Source organism: Sporocytophaga myxococcoides DSM 11118 (assembly GCF_000426725.1).
Lineage (GTDB): Bacteria > Bacteroidota > Bacteroidia > Cytophagales > Cytophagaceae > Sporocytophaga > Sporocytophaga myxococcoides.
This window is the reverse complement of sequence record NZ_AUFX01000009.1, coordinates 1-22,113: the sequence shown is the minus strand read 5'-3', so window position 1 is coordinate 22,113 and position 22,113 is coordinate 1. Positions and strand designations below refer to the sequence as shown.

Sequence of the window (22,113 nt, the reverse complement as noted above, 5' to 3'; positions counted from 1 at the left end):
TCAATCAGTTTTATCCTTATTTTTGGATATAAAACTATTTGAAAATCATATCTCTATTTTTATGAAAAACTGTTTCTTGCTATTTACTTTTTTGATCTTTTTCAATGTCGGCTTCGCTCAATCATATGAGAAAGGGAAGTTGTTTATAAAGGTCAAGGCCTCCTATGATATCCCATTGGACTTTTCGGGTAATCGTTTTTTACGTTCATTTCCCAATTCAGAAGTCCTGGAGAAAACTTTGAAAAGTCAGAAGGTGCGAACTATTGCTTCTACCTTTAGAATTAAAAACAGTGATTTAAACAAGGTCTATACCATTGAATATGATCCTGCAATTTTACCTCAGAGTTTAATAAACCTTCTGAAAAGTATCCCTTTTATTGAATATGTGGAGCAGGTTCCTGTTTTTTCAGTTTCGGCAGTTCCAAATGATGTCCATGCATCACAATGGTATCTTCAGCATGTAAAAGCACAGGAAGGATGGCAATTGTCCGGTGACACAAGCAATGTGGTAGTTGCAGTTGTTGACGATGCTGTGGATTTGACCCATGAAGATTTGAAAGGAAATATCTGGGTTAATAACAAAGAAATTGCTGGCAATAATATTGATGATGATAAGAACGGATATGTAGATGATGTCAATGGTTGGGATGCAGCGGACGTTGATAATGATCCTAATCCTCCTGCCAACGCTGATGAAAATAATTTTTCGCATGGAACTCATTGTGCAGGTATCGTAGCGGCTGTAAGTAATAATGGAATTGGAGTAGCATCCATTTCTGGAAATGCTAAAATTATGGCGGTAAAAACTAAAAAGAGCACTACAACAGGCTTGTCTGTAGATGCGGCAATTCAAGGCATAGAATATGCAATAGCTGCTAATGCAGACATTATCAGTATGAGTTTTGGTGGTTATGGAGAAAGCAAAACTTTAAAACGTGTTATTGATCTGGCAGCTCAGAAAGGTATCATTCTTGTTGCAGCAGCCGGAAACAATAATACCGATTTACCTTTATATCCTGCAGCTTATGAAAGCGTAATAAGTGTAGGGGCAATAGATCAGTCAAATAAGAAAGCATCTTTTTCTAATTATGGCTCAACGATAGATATATTGGCTCCGGGAGTGGATATTTATAATACAGTGTATCATTCGGCATATGGATATAAGAGTGGAACATCGATGGCTTGTCCGATGGTCAGCAGTCTGGCGGCTCTTTTGCTTTCAAAAAATCAAGCATTAACACCAGAACAGGTGAGGATATGTCTACTGAATAATGCAACCTCTGTTGATCAGTTGAATCCCGGCTTTGAAGGTAAACTGGGCGCTGGCTGTATCAATGTATACGCAACGCTCACTTGCGCAAGACCTATTACTGCTAACTTCAAAACTGATTTTACAACTGTCTGTCCTGGTCAGTCAAGAACCTTCCAGGATCTGTCAAACAACAATCCTAAAAACTGGAAGTGGGAATTCGAAGGTGGAACTCCATCAACTTCTACATTACAAAACCCTGTAATTAAGTATACAACGTCGGGAAGTTATAAGGTAAAGTTAATTGTGAGCAATGCGGAGGGAAGTGATACTATTGTTAAGGTAGATTATATTAAAGTAGAAAGTCCAACTGCTGTACTTTCCGGAATACATGAAATTTATTCAGGTTATAATGCTTATCTGGAAGTTAATTTTTCTGGCACTCCTCCATTTAATTTTACTTATTCAAATGGTAGTGTCAATACAACCATTTCAGGAATAACTTCCAGTAACTATTTCTTTCCTGTTAAACCGACTGCAAATACGAACTATACTCTGGTGAATGCATCAGATAAAGATTGCAGTGCCTTGGTTTCAGGGGCAGCATCTGTAAAGGTTAATAATAGTCCTCTGCCTTGTTACAATGTCATAAGTCATACTTTGATATCAAGTACAAGTCCAAATTTTTCAGGCCAACTGGAAGATAATAACAGATTTGGGGAATCAATTGAAAACATTGGAGACCTTGATGGAGATAATATCCCCGAGGTTGCTGTAGCTTCTATACATAATAGCACGACAGGCGCAGTCTGGATTTTATTCTTAAATGCTGATGGGTCAGTAAGGAAATTTACTAAAATTTCTGGTGTAAAAGATTTAAGCTCCATGTATGGATCAGGTATAGCTGGGCTGGGAGATCTGGATAAAGATGGCGTTCCTGATATAGCTATAGCAGACAACTTTTACTGGAATTATAGCGGAGGTCCGAGAGGCGCGGTGCATGTGCTTTTCTTGAACAAGGACGGAAGTGTTAAAAATTCAAATGTGATATCAAGCGCAGATGAAGGGTTTGTTTATCCTGCAGATCCGGAACTTGATTTTATAAAACTTGGTCAATCTATTACTTGTCTGGGTGATCTGGATAAAGATGGAACTAATGATATTGCAGTGGGAGGAGAGGTAATGGCAAAACATTTTGTATTTATTCTGTACTTAAATAAGAACGGGTCTGTTAAAAAATATCAACTAGTTGATAATGCTTCTGCTAATATAAATCTAAACATCGAAAACAGTAGTACATTTGGTATGTCCGTTGAAGGTATTGGCGACCTTGATAAAGATGGAATTCCTGATATGGCCTTTGGTACACCGGATGACTATGAAGCTGGCAATGGGGCTGGTGCCGTTTATCTGGCTCTTTTAAATAGAGATGGAACTATTAAAAAATCATATAAGATAAATGCTCTGAAAGGAAACCTTAATACAAGTACTTTAGGCTCAAATTTTGGCTTTGCAATGTCCTCAGATGGAGATATAGACGGAGATGGAACAGACGATCTACTTGTAAGTATGTACAGAGATGGAAATTATAGAGGATCCTTAATGGTGCTTTTGCTGAATCAGGATGGGACAGTGAAGAAGAAACAAAAGATCGGTTATAATAGCGGTAACTTCCAGGCTCCATTGGTTATGTACGATAATTTTGGATTAGGACTTTCTTATTTAGGAGATATCAATAGAGACGGAGGTCCTGATTTCGCTGCCGGATATCCTGGTAATAAAGATGGTGGAAATGGAAGGGGAGCTGTATTCATTGTAAATCTTCAGCCAAACTGCCCTGACTTTTGCAGTGGTCTCAAAGCTTCCTTTGAAACCTCCAATGTTTGCATAGGACAAGAAACAAGTTTTAAAGATATTTCCGTTGACCTAAAGAATACTATTACTTCCAGGACCTGGTATTTCGGTGATGGACAAAAGTCAAGCGGTCTTGATGTTGCAAAACATCTTTATGCTTCTCCTGGAGATTATCAGGTCAAACTTGTGATAGAAAATGATAATAGTCCTGTCTGCAAAGACTCTATTACAAAAGTAATCAGAGTTAGCAATGATCTTGATTTTCTGCTTTCGGCAGATAAGTTAAAGGTTTGCAAAGGAGATAGCGTACATCTGAACGTTTCTGGTATTGTCTGCGGACAAGCACCTTTCAGTTTTAAATGGAATAGTGGTAATGCATCGCCTTCAGATGAAATCACATTCAGGCCATTGACTGATCAGAGTTATCAGGTTTCTGTTAAAGATTATTTTGGAGCAGAGAAAACAAAGACAATCGCTGTAACTGTCGATCAGACTTGTTGTTCAACTCAGGCCGGAATTCAAAGTGATAAAGGCTATTATTGTAAAGGTGATTCGGTTCTGTTTGCAAATACATCTTATATAACTGGAACGGCATCGTATAAGTGGACTTTTGAAGGTGCAGAGAATCTAACTGCATATTCAGGAGTAACACCGGCAAAAGTTTTTTATAAAAATCCGGGAGCTTATGTAGCAAGGCTTATCGTAGAAGATCAGTGCGGGAAAGATACAGTTTATAAAGAAGTCAGAGTTTTAGAAAAACCAGTATCAGACATCCAAAGAAATGTAGAGGCATGTAAGTTGAATTACACGAGTATCGGAGCAAGCAGTGTTTCAACTTATACCTATAAATGGAATCCTGTTACCGGCCTGTCACATCCTCAAAGCGGAAGAACAGATGTATTAGTTGAAAATGATATAGACTACACGTTAACAATTACGGACGAAATAACAGGTTGTATTACATTGGATAAAGTAAGCATCAAAGCAAAAGATTGTGATCCTTCTTCAATAAAAGGTAATACTAGTGCTTTTGTCATATCTGTATTTCCTAATCCTTTTGCAGATCAACTCACCATTGATCTTGGTAATGAAAGTTATCCTATACAAGCTTCTCTTATTAATACGAAAGGGCAGTTGGTGAAAAATGTAACACTCACAGGAAAAGAGAATGAATTAGAGCTATCGGAATTGAATAGTGGAGTTTATTATCTCAACATTAATAACCGAGTATACATGGTATCTAAGATTAAATAATAGATATAATTTTTTACTAAGATAAAAAGGCCGGCTAGATATAGCTGGCCTTTTTATTTGTGATGGATCTGGTTTTGTGTAACATTCTCTTAACAGGAACTTTACTGAATTATAATAATCGTAATGAATGCTGTTTAGTTATAAGAGCTACTTTTGACGCTCAATCAAATTAGAAACCAGATGAAAAGATTCATTACAACATTTTGCTTATTGATAAGCACATTGACATGGTTGTCAGCGCAGACAACACTTATCTCTTTAGGTTCCTCCTGGAAATATCTTGATAATGGATCCAATCAGGGCACTGCATGGAAAAGTTCGGGATTTAGTGATGCTTCATGGGCATCAGGAAATGCTCAGTTAGGTTATGGTGATGGAGATGAAGCCACTGTTGTGAGTTATGGCTCCTCATCAAGTTCAAAGTATATCACAACTTATTTCAGGAAGTCTATTACTGTGGCGGATGCTTCTCTTTTTACTGGATATACAATCAATGTAAAAAGGGATGACGGGATAGTCGTTTACATCAATGGAACTGAGCGCTACAGGAATAATATGCCAACTGGTACTATTGCACATAATACATTAGCATCGACCACCTGCTCTGATGATGGTGGAACAATTCAGACAGGGGCAATACCTTCCGGAGCTTTAGTAACCGGAACAAATGTAATAGCAGTAGAAGTGCATCAGTCTGATATTACCAGTTCCGATGTAAGCTTTGATCTGGAACTGAAGGGGAATTCTGCATCAGCTGCAGCTGTCCTGCAAAGAGGTCCTTATCTTCAGCTAGGTACATCCTCAAGTGTAATTTTAAAGTGGAGAACAGATATTGCATCAAATAGTAAAGTATCTTTTGGTACAGCAGCCGGTAGCTTAACTTCTTCAGTAAGTGATCCTGCTTCTGTGACCGATCATGAAGTGAAACTTTCTGGATTGTCTTCAAATACTAAATATTACTATTCAATAGGTTCTTCAACTCAAACATTACAAGGTGATGCAGATAATTATTTTATCACAGCGCCTGCAGTAGGTACAGAAAAGAAAACTCGTGTTTGGGTTACAGGAGACTGTGGTAATAACTCAACCAATCAAAAAAACTCACGTGATAAATACATCTCTTATCTTGGATCTAATTATACAGATGTTTGGTTATTAGCTGGTGATAATGCCTATAGCAGCGGTCTGGAAACAGAGTATCAGACTAATTTCTTTGATATTTACAAAGATAAAATGTTGAAGCAAACCGTTCTATGGCCAGCGCCCGGAAATCACGATTACGCTAATAACGCAACAAGACAAAATGATCATAACGTTCCTTATTACAGTAATTTTACATTACCTAAAAATGCAGAAGCAGGTGGAGTAGCTTCGAATACTGAAGCTTTTTATTCATTCAATTATGCCAACATTCATTTTGTCTCTCTTGACTCTTATGGAAAGGAATCAAACTCCTATAGATTGTATGATACTCTGGGCCCTCAGGCAACATGGCTTAAACAAGACCTGGCAGCGAATACGCAAAAGTGGACAATTGTTTACTGGCATCATCCTCCTTATACAATGGGTTCTCATAATTCTGATTCAGAAACGGAGTTGATTAATGTAAGACAGAATTTTATAAGAATTCTTGAAAGGTATAAGGTGGATATGGTTATCTGTGGACATAGCCATTCTTATGAAAGAACAAAACTAATTAAAGGTCATTACGGAAATGAATCATCATTTAATGCAGGCACTCATAATCTTAGCAGTAGCAGCGCAAAGTATGATGGTTCAGCTAGCTCTTGTCCTTATGAGAAAAATATTTCCTCATCCTATAACGGTACAATATATGTAGTCTCAGGATCTTCTGGACAGCTTGGTGGTACACAATCTTCATTCCCTCATGCAGCAATGCACTATTCTAATGCTACCAATGGCGGATCACTTGTTCTGGAGATCGATCAGAACAGACTGGATGCAAAATGGATTTGTGCTGATGCAGTAGTAAGAGATCAGTTCACAGTATTTAAAGATGTGAGAAAAACAACTAATATAACCATTCAATCAGGACAAAATACAACGTTAAATGCTTCCTGGGTTGGTAATTATGCCTGGACAACAGGAGCTTCTACACGGGCAATCACCGTAGGTCCTGCAACAAACACAACGTATTCTGTAACAGATAATTTTAGTTGCGTGACCGATGTATTCAATGTTACAGTAATTCCAGCAAGACTAGCTGATCTTAATTTTGAACCTGATTCAGTTTTAGCTCCGGCATTAGACGTTTTCCCTAATCCATTTGAGGATAAAACAACTATAAATTATACCATACCTGATGCCGGACAAGTTATTCTTTCAATCCAGGCTCTTAATGGGGAGTCTAATAAGGTTATTGTTAAAGAGAATAAAGAAGCAGGATATTATTCCTTTACATTGCGTGCATCAGAATTAGCTATTCCAACAGGTATATATTTGCTAAAGCTTGTCTTTGGAGATAAGGAGATCCAGAAAAAAGTCAGTATTGTGAAATAATAGCTTTTAAGGCTCTGTGGTTCTCTGTGTCTTCTCAGCGTTTCTCTGTGTAATGAATATTTTTTCACAGATTTGCAATGAGTGATCACAGAGGCCCAGAGAAAAAAGGAATGATTTTTAAGTTTTTGTAAATCAGCATATTGTTGGTATTGTTTGAGTTTCAGTTGTTTTAGTTTTGAATTATTTTTGCTAAAAACTTATTAGAAAATATAGTATATTCGTAGGCTTCGACAGCTTATTATTCAATGTTTTCTAAAGCTCATTATCCAGATATTTTAATGCCTGAAGACCTGGATCTGTATTTGGCAGATGGTTGGTTTCGTTGGGGACAATCCATATTTACTACAAGTTTTCTGAATTTTAATAGCCTGTTTTACAGGGCTATCTGGCTTAGAGTTGTCCTTTCGGATTTTAATGATGATAAGACTTTTAAAAAGCTTTCAAAGCTGAATGCCTCCTTCAGGGTGGAAATACAACAAGCTTCAATAACGCCCGAGAAAGAGGCACTTTTCCAGTCATATAAAAAGGGAATTACATTTAAAGTTTCAGAGTCTCTGGAAGCTCTTCTTTTCGGGACAGATAAAAAGAGAATTTATGATACTCGCGAGGTGTGTATTTATGACAATGATAAACTCATAGCCTGCGGATTTTTTGACATGGGTAAGGACAGCGCTGCAGGCATCAATAGCTTTTATGATCATGAATACAAAAAGCATAGTCTTGGAAGATATATCATTTACAGTAAAATGATGTACTGTAAAAATCTTGGATTGCAATACTTTTACCCAGGTTATTTTGCTCCGGGATATCCCGCCTTTGACTACAAATTGGATATCGGAAGATCTGCATTGGAATATCTTGAAACTGCCAATGAGCAATGGATGCACATTAATACATTTGATTCTGTTGCAGGATCTATAAGTGAGATGAGAGAGAAACTGTCAAATCTTGTGGATCATCTTAATGCTGTAGATATAGAAGCGAGGGTACTTACCTACAGATATTTTGATGCAAATCTGGTGGCGGATTTTAATGGATACAATTTATTTGATTATCCTATATTTATCTATTGTCTTGAATTTGTTCCTGAAATAATCAATCCTGTTATCGTATATGATTTCCGCGATCAGCATTATCACCTGATCAGGAATATGAGTGTCGGCATGGCCGATAAGATAGAAGATCAGTCAACAGAGTATTCAGCACATCTGATGAAACCAAAACAGGTTATATTCTCTTCTGATAATCCTGAAATAATGGCTACCATGATTGCATCAGCATTCAGAAGCAATATGAAAGCTGAAAGCTAAAAGCGTAAATGTAAAAGTTAAATTTTGCTTTGTCATCCTGAGCTAGCGAAGGATCTGAAAGTTGCAAATAAATTTGACTTATTAATCGCCGGTTTTTCCTATGTTTCATTATTTTTGAAATCTCAGATACTCCACAAGTTCAGGATAAACAAAACTAAAGATTTACTAAGTTTACTTATTTTAGTAGTTATCATATTCTTTAAACTAGTTTAGATACTTTTTTTATTTTCATTGATCAAACTCAGGTTGATAATAATAATGCCCTCAGTATCTTATTTTCTTTTGCCTAATAAAATTTGACAAAGTTATTTTTGGGTATCGTTCTCAGAATAAATTTTATTATTTTATTTAATCCTTAATTTTGTTCCGGACCCACCTGACTCCTCACTATATGAAGTGATGACAACCTTTATAATAATCAACGCTTCTTGTTTATGGAATTAAGAGATCAACACAACTTTTCTTTTTATTCGGTTGCTTGCCCTTGTGACAACTGCTGTTGTTGCTGAATTCATAGACCTTGCTCTTTGGTGGTAAGGTATACAACAAGCTTTCAAAATTTAAGAACAAACAATAATCTTATCTGCTATGAAGTGTCTGTTGTTCAATAATGTGACATGGTATTTACGATAGACAGATCTGAATGAGATTTACCAGACAACCAACATATATGAAAAATACGAAAACAAAAAACAGAACAAGTCGGAAGCTTCTCCGACTATTGGCAGCAGGCCTTCTGGTGCCTGTTGCATTGACACAATTTGCCTACGGGCAGTCTGATCCATTGCAGCCATATCAAGGGAAAATAGGGAAGACGCTTGGTGAAACACAGCAATCCTATACAGATAGGAGAAAGCCTTTGCAGTCCAGCGGGGCGCCTAATGTTGTTTATATCCTTATCGATGACATCGGATATGCTGCTTCCTCTGCTTTTGGTGGACTTATTCCGACCCCCGTTTTAGATAGCCTGGCCAACAATGGACTTCGTTATACCAATTTCCACACCACTGGTGTTTGCTCACCTACCAGAACTGCATTATTGACAGGGCGTAATTCTCATTCTGCCCACATAGGAAGCAACCAGCCTGCCGGTACCCCTGGCTATGACCGTTATATTCCTTTTGAAAAAGGGACAATTGCTGAGGTGCTGCGCGAAAACGGTTATAATACCTATGCAGTTGGAAAGTGGCATCTTACACCAACCAGCGATTTGACACAAATAGGACCTTTTAACCGTTATCCTACAGGTAGAGGATTTGATCATTATTATGGCTTCTTAGCAGGTGCTACTGATCAATACCATCCTCAGTTATGGGATGATACTAAAAAGATCGAACTTGCTGATGACAATAAAACACACGTCACCACACTTATTACTGACAAGGCAATCGAATACATCAACAATCAAAAATCTATTGATCCCAATAAACCTTTCTTTTTGTATTATGCACCTGGTGCCACCCATTCACCTCATCAGATCGACAAGGTATGGCGTGATAAGTTCAAGGGCAAGTTCGACAAAGGCTGGGACGCTTACCGCGATGAAGCTTTGGCACTCCAGAAAAAGCTAGGCGTGGTGCCTCAGAACCTTCCATTGCCACCTTCCGATCCAAATGTGAAGAGATGGGATGACCTTCCTGCAGAGGAAAAGAAATTGGCCATCCGCCATTTTGAAATCTATGCAGGCTTTCTTGCTCACACTGATTATGAGATTGGCCGTTTTATCAATTACTTAAAGGAGATCAACCAGCTGGATAATACACTTATCTATGTATCCATTGGCGATAATGGAGCCAGCAAGGCAGGAGGCAGAATCAGAGAAGTGGATCCAAAAGCCACCGAAGCTCAACGTCTGCAGCAAAACCTAAAAGACATAGATTTGATCGGTACTGAATTTTCTAATGTGGACTATCCTCTTGGATGGGCACAGGCAACCAATACTCCTTTCCGTTATTTTAAGGCTGATGCCAACTCTGAAGGTGGTACGCACAATCCACTTATTATATTCTGGCCAAAGGGTATCAAGGAGAGAGGTGTGCGTAATCAATACAGCCACATCAATGACCTGACTCCAACAACCATTGAATTGGTTAATGCGAAGGTTCCTACTGTGATCAATGGATATCCTCAAGAGCCATTTGAAGGAACGAGTTTGGCTTATTCGATAACCAATGCTTCTGCCCCTTCTCGCCATACAGTGCAATACTATGAAATCTCAGGCTCACGTTCCATTTACAAGGATGGTTGGAAAGCCAGTGCCTATCATCCCAAAGGTCAATCCTTCGACAAAGACAGATGGGAACTTTACAATCTTCAGGAGGACTACAACGAACGCATCGATCTGGCAGCCAAAAATCCTGAGAAGCTGCAAGAGCTAAAAGAACTCTTCGATAATGAAGCCTATAAATACAACATCTATCCTCTTCGGGATGGTACCGAAAATAATCCTTTAAATGCGCCATCTGCTTTTGATGGGAAAGATAAATTGATCTTTTATCCTGGCATCGCTCAGATTACCGAAGTACCAAACTTTACCAATAAATCTTTTTCTCTTGTAGCAAATGTGGATATACCAGCAAAAGGTGCAGAAGGAGCCTTGTTTGCTTTAGGAGGACGTGCAACAGGGTTTAGTTTTTTTATCCAAAACAAACAATTGCAGGTGGTTTATAACTATGGCTTTGAAAAAATTGTAATCAATTCCGGTAAGGCAATACTTCCTACAGGAAAAGCAGAACTGAGATACGACTTTCAACTGGATGGCACGGCCCAAAATCCTACTGGTACCGGAAGTTTGTATGTAAACGGAACCAAAGTAGGAGAGGGTAAGGTAACTAGGCAAGCCAAAGGAACCTACTATGAAGGGATCAGTATTGGCAAGGATATCATTACGCCTGTATCTGAAACCTATGCATCGCCTTATGCCTTTACTGGCAAATTGAAAAACGTTGTTCTTAATTTAAATCCTGCGATTACTTCAGAAAATAATCAAAAGTAATATTTCCAAATGTCTTTTTGAACGGGCTACTCTTAGAGTAGCCCGTTGTTATTACTCTACTTAAAATATTCTCCATGAAATTCAGATTTATACAAAATGCTATACTGCTGTTGATGGTTGCACTTTGTCATTCGGCCTATAGCCAGAAGAAAAAGTACAATGTTCTCTTTATTGCCATTGATAACCTTCGTCCTCAATTAGGGTGCTATGGTTTCTCTAATGTCAAATCACCTAACATTGACAAAGTAGCCTCGGAAGGAGTAGTGTTTGAAAAGGCTTATTGCCAACAGGCATTGTGCAGTCCATCTCGTACTTCCTTGCTCACAGGACTGAATCCTGATGTGACGGGCATTATTACCATTGGTCCGCACTTTAGAGACAGCTTACCGAATATAGTGACGCTTCCACAGCATTTTAAAAACAATGGCTATTTCACCCAAGGCTTTGGCAAGATCTTTCATGGCGGCTTAGACGATCCAAGAAGCTGGTCTGTTCCTCATGATCAAGGTAAGAATCCTCGTTATGCACCAGAAGGTCAAGCAATCATTGAAACCAAAAGACAAGAAAAGATCAAGCAAGGTTTAGATTTGACACTAAGAGAAAACAGGGTGTTTGGACCTCCTGTTGAATCCTATGATGCCGCAGATAACTATTTTCTCGACGGTGGTAATACAGAAAACGCGCTGAAAGCTTTGGCAAAGATCAAGGATTCTACATTCTTCCTGGCAGTGGGTTTTTCGAATCCGCATATTCCTTATATCAGTCCTAAAAAGTATTGGGATTTGTATGATCGCAGTCAGATCAAATTGCCCGACAACCAGTATGCTCCGGAAGGTGCACCTGCCTGGGCACTCCAAAGTCTTGACGAATTGAACGGATATCATAATGTTCCAAAACCTTTGACAGATGATTTTAAACGTGAATTGATCCATGGGTATCTGGCGGCAACCAGCTATGTGGACGCACAGATAGGTTTGCTTATAGATGGGCTTAAGAAAAATGGTGTATATGAAAATACTGTCATTGTTATTTTTGGTGACCATGGTTACCAACTAGGTCAGCATGGTATGTGGAGCAACAAACACACCAATTATGAAACCTCTGCTCGTGTGACACTCATCGTGAAAACACCGGAAACGAAGGCTAAAGGTCAGAAGAGTGCTTCTATTGTTCAATTCGTTGATCTGTATCCAACGCTTTCAGATATTGTAGGATTGCCCAAACCAGCTCAGGGTCATGGTCAATCGTTCAAACCATTGCTAACTAATCCTAAGAAGAAACTGAACACCTATGCCTTTAGTCAATATCTCAAAGGTGGTTATTATGGTTATTCCGTGACAGATGGAAGATATCGTTTAGTGCAGTGGAAAAAAGGAAACGAGACCGTTCTGGAACTCTATGACCATACTTCTGATCCTGATGAGAACAAAAATGTGGCTGGCAATCCTGCATTAAAAGCAGTTGTAGCTTCATTGACAGCACAAATCAATCAGAGGATTGAAAACGATAAGAAAGACAGAAAGATACTTGGACATACTTCGCAAGCATTTAATTCTGAGAAATAAAGCTGTAAGCAATTTCAGGAGGATAGCCTATTACAATAAAAAGCCCTTATTTAAGGGCTTTTTATTGTAACATTTTTTAGTAGGTTTAATTATCCTTCCAATCCTGTAGCTATCAGAAGATGTGCATAATGATGCTTTACGTGCCATGCAGACATAGCTATAGCTTGTTTCTGATTGAGCGTGATCTTGCGGACAGGATGATAATAGGATAACTCAAGTTGCTCAGGAGTTAAAGATCTTATCAACCCCGCATATCTTTTCGCTATACCTTCGAACATCATCAGTGAATCATCAATAGATGACTGAACTCCATCATATGTATTGGCCCATGCATCAATATTCACCAATGTAATTTCCTTGTAGTCATTTTCAGTAAGAACTTTTTTCATTCTGAAAAAATGCAGGAGTTGCATGTCGGCCACGTGATTGTATAATTGTTGTACAGTCATGGAACCATCACGGTAAGTTTTTGTCAGATCAGAAGGAGATAGACGTTTGGATAATTCACGGTATTTAGCAGGCGCCTCTTCAATTGCTTTTACTAATGCTTCAAATTCTGCATTGCTTAAGGTCTCTGGGGCTACAAAAGGACCGATGGGGAATTTAAGTTTGGTTAGTTGGGCTTCGTTTATCATTTTGGGAGTTCTGTTTTAATTGAGGTTGAAATCAGTACATTCAATTTATATATTTCTGCAAGATTGTCAAATTAAAAAAATAAAGCAGTTGAGATTTGTGTTGAATCAGAGAAAGTTAAAGTATAAAAAAAACTCTGCCGTGTTTCAGCAGAGTTTTTTTATGGAAGAATTGAGTTGTATCATTTAGTAATTACAACTTTAGAATTGTATTCATTATTATCCTGTGAAATCACTTTCACTAAATATATTCCGTTTTCCAACGTACTGATATGGATGCCAGGATTTCCATCTGGTATGTTGTTCTCTGTATATACCAGATCTCCAATGGAGTTATAAATATATACAGTTTTTAAATTTCCATTTTTCAAATTTATGCTAAATGAATTGGCAGTAGGGTTAGGATAAACCATTAGTTCCTGTATTTTAGAAATTGACTCATTCATAGGATCTGCAGAAGATGCTGTGCGAAAATTGAATGTACTGGTTGTTGGTTTGTACATAGCTACATCAAATTTTCCACAATTTTTCCTAAGAGCTATTAAGTTGTCTATGCCTGGTGTTTGTGCTTTTACAAGTAAGTATTTAGAATCTGTTCCAGTATTAGGATTGGTAGGCCAGTTGCCTATATATGAATTTACCTGATAATGTGTCGTCCAGTTTTGTAATGCATTATCGTAATCCATAGTCATTATTTTGGAGCTACTAATGGAATAGAATAAAATTTCCTGTTTAGCATCTCCGTCCAGATTGCAAATTCTGATTTTGTCTGTGGAGACCAGTGGGTAAGTCCAGTTTCCGATTCTATTGGTTGTACCACTGCTCCATTTTTGTTGCCAGGTATATTTACCAGTAGAAGGAATGTAATTAGGTTGATACATAATTGCAGATGAACCAAAAATCATAATTTCTGTAACGCCATCTCCGTCAAAGTCTGCAATCCTTAAGTTGTCTCTGTAGTCTTTGAATGGATTTGATGATACAACTCCATAATCAGACCAGCGCCACTCAAAATTAGATCCGGTCCATTCGAAGGTTGTAGTCCATCCTCCATTGCCAAAATCACACCCGAGAATTTCATCTTTGGTATCACCATTCAAATTAATAGCATACATCTTACTGATATAAGGACGCATCGGATGGCTTGGATTGTCGCTCCATTTAGATTCAAATAATTTGGTAGCAGTGTTGAATTTAAATAAGGTAGTTGCATAGCCACTCTTATAGCCTACAATTTCATCTCCGATAAGTCCGTCAAAATTACCTACTACCAGTTGATCTCTTAAATTAATAATGCCTGTTGTGCTAGTATTTGACCAGATAGTTGTCCAATCCTTTCGAACCGGATCGTATTTTAGCATAATAAGTGAAGCAGATTCAGTTAAAGGAGATCCGATCAATAATTCTTCCACTCCATCTGCGTCAAAATCACCTGCATAATAAAGTTCCGGGCCGGTCATTGAGCGAGGCCCCCACATATTTGATCCGTGATTTGTCCATTGAACAAGAAAGTCATTGTAATAAGGGGACTCCGGTACTTGATTTCCTTTATCGTCCAGTATGGAAATGTCAAATCCATTTTCTGCCCATATTGTTGGTGTAACTGTACTACGCACACGTATCCGGTAATTATTGCCAGGTAATACATTGGTTGGAATAGTCACTATAATACTACTTGTAAGTTGGCCAGCATCCTGTGCAGATGTAACAGTTGCTATTGTAGTAGCGTTACATGCAAAACTTCCATTAGGGTCTGATAATTCGACAATCCATTGATTTGGATTCGTTATTGTCACACCACATGCCGTATAATAAATCAATGCAGTTTGACCGGGTTTGAATGTTTGTTGACACGATACTACAAATTGACCTGGATATGATATTGCTTTTTTTACGATCATAGGTTGTGATGTAAACGTTCCGCAAGAATTTGAAAACGTCACGGTATAACTCGCGGGATCTTGAACAGAAATACTTCTTCCTACTTTTCCATCCAGTGGTATTTCATTCTGGTACCATTGAAATGTAGTGCCAGATATTACATTGCTTGGAACAGACAATACTGCTCCTGTTTGTGAACCTACACAGTATGCAAGGTTTCGTGCGCCTATAGTAGCATCATTAATTGTAATCTTTACAGGTTTACTATTGATAAATGATTTCGATACACAACCATGTGTATCGGTTACTTCAATATTGTAAGTGCCTGACCCAGTTACATTGAAAGTTGAGGTTGAGCCAGATTGAATAAATCCGTTTATACTCCAGCTATATGTGTTTCCGGTAACTGCAGGTACATTTAGTATGACAGAACCCTTACATAGTTCAATCGTTTTATCCTGAGCAACCGCTGTATTGTAGGCAATGGTGTTGGCTGCTCTGATTGTCGGATCAGCATCTGTGGCGGTAACCTGTATAGTGCTGTTCGGTTTGGCATATACAGTAATCGGTACTGCTGCTGAAGTTTTTGTAATACCGCAGTTGGTTGTGCTTACCGTAACTGAGTAGCTTCCATTTTTTGTAACAGAATATTCAGATTCATTTGCTCCTAGAATAGGACCGTCTGAATTGTTCCATTGATAAATAAAACCATCTCCGATTGCAGAGGAAGTAAGTTTTAATGAATTGCCATCACAGATCGCAGTATTGCTGGTAGGCGTGTTTGCAGTTAATACAGAAGGACTGTTTGCATTTACAGTAACCTTAACAGCAAGTGCCATAGCTGAACAACCATTTTGAGTGACCTTGACAGAATAAATTCCTGAGGTTATTGCAGTATACGAAGATGAAGTAGCTGAGGTAATAGCTGCACCGTTTTTGTACCATTGGTAAGTTAGACCAGTTCCTGTATTAGCTTGGAGTGTGATACTTCCTCCTGCACAAAAAGTAGTGCTTGCTCCGGATGGGATTGATATGACAGCGGCTGGACCATTTGCTTGTACAGCAATAGGTGAGGAGGTAGCTGGGGGATTGCAATGTCCGTTACTGCTTACAATTTCTTTGTAGGTTCCGCTTTCTGTTGCTACATAAGTTCTCGCTGTTGCTCCAGGAATATTAACTTCATCTTTTTTCCATTGATAAGTAAAACCATTACCTGCGTTTGCTGTAAGAGTTACGCTTCCTCCTTTGCAAAAAGTAAGAGGAGTTGTATTGGTAATTGTTGCGGTTGGTAGGTCATATTCAAAAACATTTGCTTGAGCATCTGGCGCTGAGCCATACATAAAAAAACTTTTGCAGCTAAAATTAACAAATTGGACGTAATAAGTTCCAGCTTTTTTAGTCGTATAGGTAAGACCATGTGCTATTGGACTACTATTTAAATTTTCAAACCATTGCACATCGATACCTGGAGGTGGTGTATTTACTATAGTTAATTGCACGCTGTCTCCTTTGCAAAAGTAATAGTTATAATCATTGTTTAAAGATTTAACAATTTTGGGATTTTCCGGCTCTGCTTTTATCCCTATTAATTTATATGAAGTTGCGGAAGGTACACCGCATCCAGAATTATTCGTGACGGTATAGTAGATGGTATCGTAATCTCTACTGGGGGTATAACTAATATTAGTAGCTCCGGGTATTAATGCCCCATTTTTATACCATTGAAAACTAAGATCACCATATTGTTCTCTTTCCATATAGAGATGCGAACTGATTATTGGATCATAACAATTAATAGCGTAGCCGGCGCTTGCAGTAAGATTTAGATTCATCCTAATACCTACGAACTCCGAACGGGTAACACAGCCAGCAGCATTTTTAACATGAACATAATACTTCCCTCCTTTTGTTATTGTAGTAGTGGGCCCTTTATCATCAAATAGCTTGTAACTTATGTGATCATCTCTGTACCATTGGTATGTATAGCCAGGCCCAGTGTTAGCTGTTAGCGTTAGTGATGTGCCATCACAAATTGTTGTCGTCTCTGGAGGTGTAATTACTGCAAGCGGAGCTTCATTTGAAACAGTTGCAGTTGAAGTAGATGAAATAATTGCCCCGCAGCCCTTCGTACTGCTAATCTCTACAGAGTAAATTCCACTTTCAGATATTGTATAAGTTGTTTGATTAATGGCAGTAGAAACAGGTGAACCATTTTTTAACCATTTATATTGAAAGGTGGAATTTTGGAGAGAACTAGTAAGTATACTGGTTTGTCCATTACAAAATGAAATATTTGCAGGAGAGAGAACAGAAGCAGTTGGTGCAGGATTGGTAACAACGCGGACCGACGCTGAGTTTGCTGGGCACGCATCATTTTTTTTAACTTGAACATAGTAGTCTCCGGATGCTGTTGCTGTATATGAAGACCTAGTTTCATTTGCAATAGCTCCGCTTGAATTAAACCATTGATAACTCAAGCCTGCCCCGGTATTAGCATTCAAGACTACACTTTTTCCTTCACAAATACTGGTATTGCCCTGCGGCGTAACAGAAGATATCGTTGCATCCTGAAATGCAGCCTGTATAACATTATTGGAAGAGCAACCTAGGCTATTCGTTGTTTTAAGACGATAGTAGCCAGGTGTCGCGGGACGGAAAGTACTGGAGGTTGCACCAGTTATCGGAGTACCTTGTGTATCCTGCCATTCATAAGTATAGCCGGTTCCTGTATAATTCGCACTCAGTACACCATTAGGACACAGAAGACCCGAAGTCGGATTGATTTCTGACGCACATGTTTCAATAGTGATAGTCCAGCTACCCGATAGCTGGATTCCACACTGCCCATATCCATTGTAAGCTTGTCCTGTATATTTTAATCTTACTGTTTTGGGGCTGTTGGTAGTATTGTAAAAAATAACCTTGGCTCGTCTGTCATTATTCATTGAGGTTACTACTCCATAAGCCTGTGGATCTGAAATAGCATCAACAGTCCAGGAGCCTGTACCATAACAGATATTCATTCCTGTTTCATCGACTAAAAAAGTATATTCTTGATTAGGGTTTACAGAAGTAGGGGTAGTCCCCAACAGATTTATGGTTTTAGGCTGGGCAAATGCAGCTACACTCCATAGAAGTAGGGAAAAAGAAAATAATGCTTTTAAATAATAAAAGCAGTTGTTTTTTTTCATAAGAAAGTGTTTAGGAAACCTTGAAAAGATAGGTGTTGAAATTTTCACCCCAAAAGTATCTCCGAATGCAACTGAAGACAATAGCCAATTTTCGTCATTTTTGAGGAAGGTTTAATAATTAGGGAATTAATAAATGTATTATTGTTTGTTGATCAAACTTGCGAAAGGTCTTGATATTAAGGGCAGAGGTGATTGAGGGCAAATCATTATCACAGATTCTGTCCGGCGCACACATTGGCCAGGGTAAACACTCCCAATTGGATTGCATCAGAAAAAAGAAATTTTTTTTCAAAAAACTAAACAATTTTCATCCAGATTGGTTATGCTTCCCGGTCTGAATAAATAGAGGTTATGACGCTCATATTCAATGGTTGAGGTCGCAAAAGTTTTTTATTTCTAAATCTTTTAATCTACTCAATATTAAATTCAGACAGTATATATTTTTTCTAAAAAGGGACTAATTAATCATTATTTAAATCTTTTAACCTAAATCACTATGAAAAAAAGAAGATGGTGGAGTCAATTGTTATTGACAGGCCTTATTTCATTTGTCTCAGTTTCAACTAAAGCAGATTCAAACGTACCATGTGGAAGTGGAACCTCTCAGACAACTATCTCAGGAACAAATTGCCAGAATTGTTCAGTAATACAACCGTTGCTTGCGGTGGATGATGATACCAACTCATTCTCGACTATTAAGCTGGCGCCGGAAATCTATTATGGGTATGTTGCTCAAAGGATCAAGTTCTCGTCGCAAGGGAGTAAGAATGATCAGATAAAAATCAAATTGTCATTTTCAGAACCGGTTTACGATCGTAAATTAATTTCAAATATATTTATCTCTACAGTGCTGGGCAATAATATCAACACGGAGAGGGTTAATTTCAATGACAATGATGTGAAGCTGTTGTGGTCTTCTCTACAGGATGTCATCGTTATTTTTAATCCTGATGAAAATTTTAATGGTGTTGAAATTTACCTTAAAGCAGAGAATACTAATAAGGTCAGAACAGTTAACCTGCATTACGCAACAGTACTTCTTGCTCCACCTGTAGTTCAAAAAGAACAAGTGACTGTCTGCAAAGGTCAGACTGCAGTATTACATGCTACCAAACCTTCTGGGGCAATCTTTAGATGGTATTCTCAACAGAATGGAGGTGTGTCTGTCTATACGGGAGCTGACTTTACAACTCCTGCTATCACTTCAGAAACCACCTACTATGTTGAAGCTATACAGAATGGTTGCACAACTGCTAAAAGGACTCCTGTTATTATTAAAATAAAGCCTTCACCTGAAAATCCGACGGTAAGTAATAGTTTGATTTGTAGTGGACAATCTACAACGCTTATTGCTTCTGTTTATCAACCTTCTATCCTTAATTGGTTTGATCAGGCTACAGGAGGAAATGTAATCGCAACCGGCTCGTCATTTTCAACTCCTCCTCTCTATGCTTCTAAAACCTATTATGTGGAAGCTTCATTGAAAAATTGTACTTCCGAAAGGGTTCCGGTACAAGTGAATATTGGAAAACAAATATCCAAAGTATGGGACAGAACAGCTTCTCATAGCATCAATAATATTGTACGTTCTCAGGATAGTACATATGTACTTGCAGGATTTTCTTATGCTTCAGGAAACTCCTATTTGGGAAAAACAAAAACAGACGCATCCGGAAACGCTACAGCTACAAGTCAAACTTTACTTAAAAATGGCCTTATTATAAACAGTGTAACCCAGAATACTAAAGATAATGGCTATATTTTTGCCGGATCTGATAATATTACACTGAATCTTCTTGTATATAAAATAGATTCAACAGGAAGTATATCCTGGTCTCTTGATATACCTGCGGATGGTAATCAAAATGGTGTTTCATCCGTCATAGAAAATAGCGATGGTACTTTACTTCTGGCCGGATATACATCCAATACTCAGGGAATGAAATTTGATTTCTGGATTTTGAAATTGGATAACAACGGAAATACGCTTTGGTCCAGAACCTACGGTGGAGCATATGAAGAAATTTTGATTTCCGCAATTGCTGTTCCAGAGGGTGGTTATGCTTTAGGTGGTTATGTCTATGGTGATACTTCTCAGCGTGCATGGCTTGTAAGAGTAGATAATTCTGGGGATTTACTTTGGGAGAAAAAATATAATATATCTTACATGGACCAGATTCAAAGCCTTGTCCTGACACCAGAAGGTGGATTTCTCCTTTATGCAATCCAATATCAAGATGGAGACCATTGGATTATAAAAACAGATGCTTTTGGAAATGTATTGTGGAATAAAATCTATGGAGGGAGTAATTTTGACTATCCCGTTACTGTCATACCTGCTTATGGAGGAGGTTATATAGCTGGAGGACATACAAGATCTTCCGATGGGGACATTCCAAATAACAATAAAGGAGATTATGATATATGGATATATAATATTGATGAAGCTGGTAATATAATTTGGAATACCACTCTTGGTGGAAGCAGCTATGAAGGTATAAATGTAATATTTAATAACAATGATGGAAGTTACCTTCTGGGGGCATATACCGGTTCTAATGATGGAGATGTGTCGACTGGTCCAGGTCCTTGGCTTGTGAAATTATCAGAATCTAATGAAAATTGTGCAGCAAGAGAAGCAAAGGTAAACTTAGCAGAAGGAAACTCAATAACATATAAAACTATTGCATTTCCCAATCCATTTAACTCTTACCTTAATGTAGATATTACTGCTAATGAAGCTGGAAATTTACACGTGCAACTCTATTCTATTGAAGGAACACTGCTAAAGGATATTCAACAATATGTTGGTTCAGGACAAGAAACAGTTTCTTTCAAAACAGATGGAATACCTGCGGGAACATATATTGTAAAAATGATGCTCAATAACCAGGTTGTTACAGAAAAACTAATCAAAAATAATTAACCTGATAAATTACTGCCAGTCTGTTTATACCAGACTGGTAGTAAATTTTTTTAGTCCAATAGAATTAACAAGGTCTCGAAGGCCTGGCAGCAATCAAAGGTTTGTGAACGGCAGACAAATTTAAAATCAAGAAGTTTTCAATATTAGCCCCGATCAATATCGGGGCTATTTTTATATGTGGAGAATAATAAAAAATTAGCTATGTTATAAATGCATTCCATCAATGATTCAGAAGGTTTGTATTATATATCACCAGCATTTATTTGCTTTAATCACTCTTCTGTAAAAGAAAGATTAAAGACAATATTTTGGTTAAAAGGTTATGGAAAGCTTCAGCCCGGTTCACCACAGGCAGGAAAGAGGGATGACCAAATATCTGGTAATGCTGTTATTTCAAGCATCGTTAAAATGAATATGATTAATAAAACCTGAGATGATAAGTCCGATTACAAAAGTGCACGAATGTAATGGACTTATCTTTCAGCGGTCCGCCAATACTCAGGTTATCAAAAACTCAAAATACTTAAGAAACTTTGTGCCGGATGATGAAGCTTTTGATTGCTACTATTGAAGTCTCCTTGTTTTTATCCTAATTGATATACCTTGCTTCACTTGTGGAGTAGGAGTATGCTATTAAAGAAATAAAGGATTAGTTATTTAGTTCTCGTATCAAAGCCAATAAACCTCATCCCTAACCCTTCTCCTGAAGGAGAAGGGAACCGTTCAGCGAAGAAAT

9 protein-coding genes are annotated in these 22,113 nt (G+C 38.0%); 7 read left to right on the top strand and 2 right to left on the bottom strand.

Going from position 1 to position 22,113, the window contains the following annotated elements:
* Nucleotides 1-61: 61 nt before the first annotated feature.
* The 5 genes from K350_RS31035 (at nucleotide 62) to K350_RS28305 (ending at nucleotide 12,747) form a co-directional block, all read left to right on the top strand.
* A complete protein-coding gene (locus K350_RS31035) occupies nucleotides 62-4,357 on the top strand; it encodes a S8 family serine peptidase (protein ID WP_051313046.1) in 4,296 nt (1,431 codons plus the stop codon).
* A 180-nt stretch (nucleotides 4,358-4,537) separates the two neighbouring features.
* Entirely contained in the window at nucleotides 4,538-6,877 is a 2,340-nt protein-coding gene (locus K350_RS31030; protein ID WP_051313045.1) for a metallophosphoesterase, read from the top strand.
* Nucleotides 6,878-7,122: 245 nt separating this feature from the next.
* A complete protein-coding gene (locus K350_RS0110930) occupies nucleotides 7,123-8,187 on the top strand; it encodes a hypothetical protein (RefSeq protein WP_028979950.1) in 1,065 nt (354 codons plus the stop codon).
* Nucleotides 8,188-8,857: 670 nt separating this feature from the next.
* On the top strand, nucleotides 8,858-11,182 hold the full coding sequence (locus tag K350_RS0110925; RefSeq protein WP_028979949.1) for an arylsulfatase: 2,325 nt from the start codon (nucleotides 8,858-8,860) through the stop codon (nucleotides 11,180-11,182).
* A 74-nt stretch (nucleotides 11,183-11,256) separates the two neighbouring features.
* On the top strand, nucleotides 11,257-12,747 hold the full coding sequence (locus K350_RS28305; protein ID WP_051313044.1) for a sulfatase: 1,491 nt from the start codon (nucleotides 11,257-11,259) through the stop codon (nucleotides 12,745-12,747).
* Between the two features lie 89 nt (nucleotides 12,748-12,836).
* Here K350_RS28305 and K350_RS0110915 read toward each other — a convergent pair whose 3' ends face one another.
* A complete protein-coding gene (locus K350_RS0110915; RefSeq protein ID WP_028979948.1) occupies nucleotides 12,837-13,382 on the bottom strand; it encodes a DinB family protein in 546 nt (181 codons plus the stop codon).
* A gap of 179 nt (nucleotides 13,383-13,561) precedes the next feature.
* Entirely contained in the window at nucleotides 13,562-18,451 is a 4,890-nt protein-coding gene (locus K350_RS28300) for a T9SS type A sorting domain-containing protein (protein ID WP_156026998.1), read from the bottom strand.
* Between the two features lie 496 nt (nucleotides 18,452-18,947).
* Here K350_RS28300 and K350_RS0110905 point away from each other — a divergent pair, with 496 nt between their 5' ends.
* Both K350_RS0110905 and K350_RS0110900 read left to right on the top strand, forming a co-directional pair.
* Entirely contained in the window at nucleotides 18,948-21,377 is a 2,430-nt protein-coding gene (locus K350_RS0110905) for an Ig-like domain-containing protein (RefSeq protein WP_028979947.1), read from the top strand.
* A 210-nt stretch (nucleotides 21,378-21,587) separates the two neighbouring features.
* Nucleotides 21,588-21,809, top strand: coding sequence for a hypothetical protein (locus K350_RS0110900; RefSeq protein WP_028979946.1), 222 nt, complete (start codon nucleotides 21,588-21,590; stop codon nucleotides 21,807-21,809).
* Nucleotides 21,810-22,113 lie beyond the last annotated feature (304 nt).